Origin of the sequence: uncultured Actinobacillus sp. (assembly GCF_945915845.1) — a bacterium.
Taxonomy (GTDB): domain Bacteria; phylum Pseudomonadota; class Gammaproteobacteria; order Enterobacterales; family Pasteurellaceae; genus Exercitatus.
Genome location: NZ_CAMEFX010000083.1, coordinates 1 through 3101, shown reverse-complemented (window position 1 = coordinate 3101; position 3101 = coordinate 1). Strand labels below are relative to the sequence as shown.

The window sequence follows — 3101 nt, the reverse complement described above, 5'->3', positions numbered from 1 at the left end:
CGCAATCGTCAACCCCGACTGTTTATATTCATGGGATTCATGGCTTTCGATGCGGTCTTTGCCGGCTTCAATGGTGAGGCTTTCCCCAAAAATCGCAAGGGTGTTGTCTTGTTGGGCGATTAAGTCTGTGCCTAACACATTGGCGTGTTTGCCCGCTTGAATGCTGACATTACCACTGAGTGAACCAATGGCACTGCGTGCGTCAGATTGTGTCCAGCCTTCGGTGTCAAAGGTATGTTTTTCGGATTTTGAACCAAAGGTAATGCCTGCGCTGCCACCGGTAAACACCCCAGAGGTTTTCTTGGTTTCGCGGTATTCGTCTTTAAAATGATTGGTGCCGGCTAAAATATTGATATTTTCTACCGCGCTTAGGGATACATCCTTATCCGCAACCATTTGCACCGCCGTGGCATGAAGATTTTTACCTGCCATTACCTGAATCTGTTCGCCAGATAATTGGCTTCCTACCAGCGTTTCCGCCGCTTGATGTAAATCTGTGGTTTTAATGGTTTTGGCCAGGCTGCCACTTTTATATCGATGATGCTCTTCAAGATTTGCGCTTGTGGTTGCCGTACCTAATGTGATGTTGTTTTCAGCAAGGAGAGCGAGGCGTTTTTCTGCTTCAAGTTGCGCCGCTTCGCTTTGAATGGAAGCGCCTGATAGCACCACATCGCCCTTACCTTGTACGCGGCTGATTGCAATGCCTTGTTGGCTTTCGTGGCGATAATGGTCACCACTGCCTAGGTTTTCACTGTGTGCCGTAGAAAGTGCGGTTAAATTTAAAGCGTTTTGGGCATTCAAGTAAGTGACGCCTGAGCCATCATTGATGATGTCTGCACCGGCAATGGTGAGATTCCCGGCGGCAATTTGTAACGTGCCATTTTCACCTTTGACATGTAGCAAGCCTTTGCGGTCAAGATGGGTGTCTTTGTAAGCATACCCATTAAGATTGACGTCATCGGTGCGTAAGGTGCTTTGGTGGGTCAAATTGCCTGTGACATTGAGCAATAGGGCATTTTCGGCGGTAATGTTGCCGGTGTTGTTCATATCGCCGTTGATGTTGGCGCTGAATATTTTGGCGGAAAGATTGCCACTGTTGGAAAGACGGTTGGCATTAAACAACGCCACATCACGTCCGGCAATCGTGCCTTGGTTGATGAGTTCTTGGGTTTTTAAGTCAAGGTTTTGAGCCGAAATCAACGCACCGTTAGCCTGTAAATCCCCCTCTTTGATGACTGCATACACTTTGGGCACCAGCACCTTTTGTTGGCTACCATCTTCTAGGGTCACGGTTTCTTCTTCCAGCCAAACAATATCAGAAGTTAGGCTTGCCACTTGACTTGGTGACAGAGAAACGCCGGGGCGTAAATTAAATTTTTGTGCAAAGGTGATACCGGCATCCATCAAGCCACGATATTGGCTGTCAAAATCCGTGTAGTCGCCCACAAAGTTTCTGCCCGTTAAGCGGTTGATTTGCTCTCGCACCAAACGCTGTTCATAATAGCCATCACCTAAACGTTTATGCACGTTTTCGTGGTCATGGCGTAGGGCGTTGTACATATAATCGGAGCTGAGCCAACGTTTTTGGTTGGTAAAAGCAGGGTCGGTTTCAATTAACACATGGCTGTCGGCTTGTGGATTAATACGATATAGGCTTTGGGTTGGCAGGCGAGTATCAGCCTTTATCGAACGCACTTCAAGTCCATCTTGGCGTGTAGAAACCTTAATGTCGTTATAAGCAGAAAGTGCGGTTAAATTGACGTTATTTTCCGGTGTCGTCACATGGTTAACGGCTTTTGTGTTGACATAATTCGGCTGCGCCTGTGGATTTTTGTGGGTCTCTACCACAAAAATATTCATGTCTTTGTGCTCGGTTTTGATGCGTTTTAATGGGCCATGACTATTGTATTTGCGTTGAAAATAGCGTTTAAACCCACCGCGCCATTTGGTGTAGGTAAAGTCGCGATTGCCTTGTTCAATGGTTTGGAAAATCGCATCCACATCATCGCGATTTGTTAGTTGGGTTAACTCGCCCGTTAAATTTCCACCGGAAATCACCGCACTTTTATCGTTGAGAAAACGCTTGGTGCGATAAGTGATATCTCCACCCGCTAAGATTTGTGCCGGTAAGCTGGTTTGGGTGACATTTTCACGCGTAATTTCACGATTAACGTTTAATTCCCAGAAGTCACTGTATACTGTGCCAATAATTCTGTTATTTTGTGCTTCAATGGCTTCTGATAATGCTTTATAGGTATCCGCATATTTGTTTGTCCATGTGATATATGGCGCGAGCAAGGTATAATCTTGGCGTTCTTGTGGTGTCGGGTTAGTCGGTAAACCTGACTTGGCGATTTCTTGTTCACGAGCATCAAGCTCAGCGTCCGTTAAATGCTCTTCTGTTTTCGCTATGCGAGCTAATGCCGCCGCCATCTCCGGGGTTAATGGCGGCATATCTTCTGCTGGTGGGGTGATATGGAAATAATTCCAAACCGCACTGTCTTTGGTATAAATGCCGGCTTTGCTTAAGTTGCAATGTCCTTGACTATCACAAGAAATATCATTTGGCATGGCCAGTGCTGTAGTACCGGTCAATTTCGTGTCTTTGCCAACAACCGGATAATCTTTATCTGCATAGGCATGAGCATATTTCCATGTACGACTAAAGCTAAATTTTTTGAGTTGTGAGGTTGGAATGGCGGTAACATTGCCGTCATTATAAACTGCCTCACCTGTTGGAATAATATACGATTTATTCACCGTTTTATTGCTGGTTTCTTGTATTTCTGAGCGATAGTGAATATTGTTGTTTTCAATGTCATCAACATTTAATGCTATATGCTTGTCGGCTTCCACAATACTACTGTTGTTGCGAAATACCGCAGCATTACCGGTGGCTTGATGATTAGCATCCAACCGGCGACCAAATTGAATATCGCCACCGCTATAAATAAAAGCGCCGCCTTTTTTATTTGGATTGTAATCGTCCGTTTGGTTCAGGATTTCGCGCGCGCCCAAATCCAAGCGTTGGCGTGCTGCAATGGTCGCAGAAGAGACTTTGCCGGCAAGGGTTTCATCTTTATTTTGGATGCGGTCGGCTT

1 protein-coding gene is annotated in these 3101 nt (G+C 45.7%); it reads right to left on the bottom strand.

The annotated features are described in order from the left end of the window. Positions 1-3101, bottom strand: a 3101-nt coding sequence (locus Q0O89_RS10465; protein ID WP_366516031.1) for a hemagglutinin repeat-containing protein, incomplete at both ends; no start/stop codon positions are given.